Origin of the sequence: Alkalihalophilus lindianensis (genome assembly GCF_032843265.1) — a bacterium.
GTDB classification, from domain to species: Bacteria; Bacillota; Bacilli; order Bacillales; family Bacillaceae_D; genus Alkalihalophilus; species Alkalihalophilus lindianensis.
This window is the reverse complement of record NZ_JAWJBA010000625.1, coordinates 1-257: the sequence shown is the minus strand read 5'-3', so window position 1 is coordinate 257 and position 257 is coordinate 1. Positions and strand designations below refer to the sequence as shown.

Below are 257 nucleotides of genomic sequence, written 5' to 3'. Positions count from 1 at the left end.
ATGGCAAGCTTGCGGATAAATTTCAAAGTAAAACTATGCTCCTCGTTGGAATTTTTGTCTATACCATTATTTGTATTTATGCCTATTTCTTAAAAACGGTATTAGATTTCTGGATCCTGGCTATGCTTGTCGCCTCCTCCCAAGGTGGTATACAGGCACTAAGCCGCTCTTACTTTGCACAACTTGTCCCGAAGGAAAATGCTAATGAATTTTTCGGCTTTTACAGTATTTTTTATAAATTTGCATCAATCTTAGGG

The 257-nt window shown here is 37.4% G+C and carries 1 protein-coding gene; it reads left to right on the top strand.

All coding sequences use genetic code 11. From position 1 onward, the window contains the following. Positions 1–257: MFS transporter (locus tag RYX56_RS23675; protein ID WP_317124295.1), on the top strand; the 257-nt coding region annotated here is incomplete at both ends.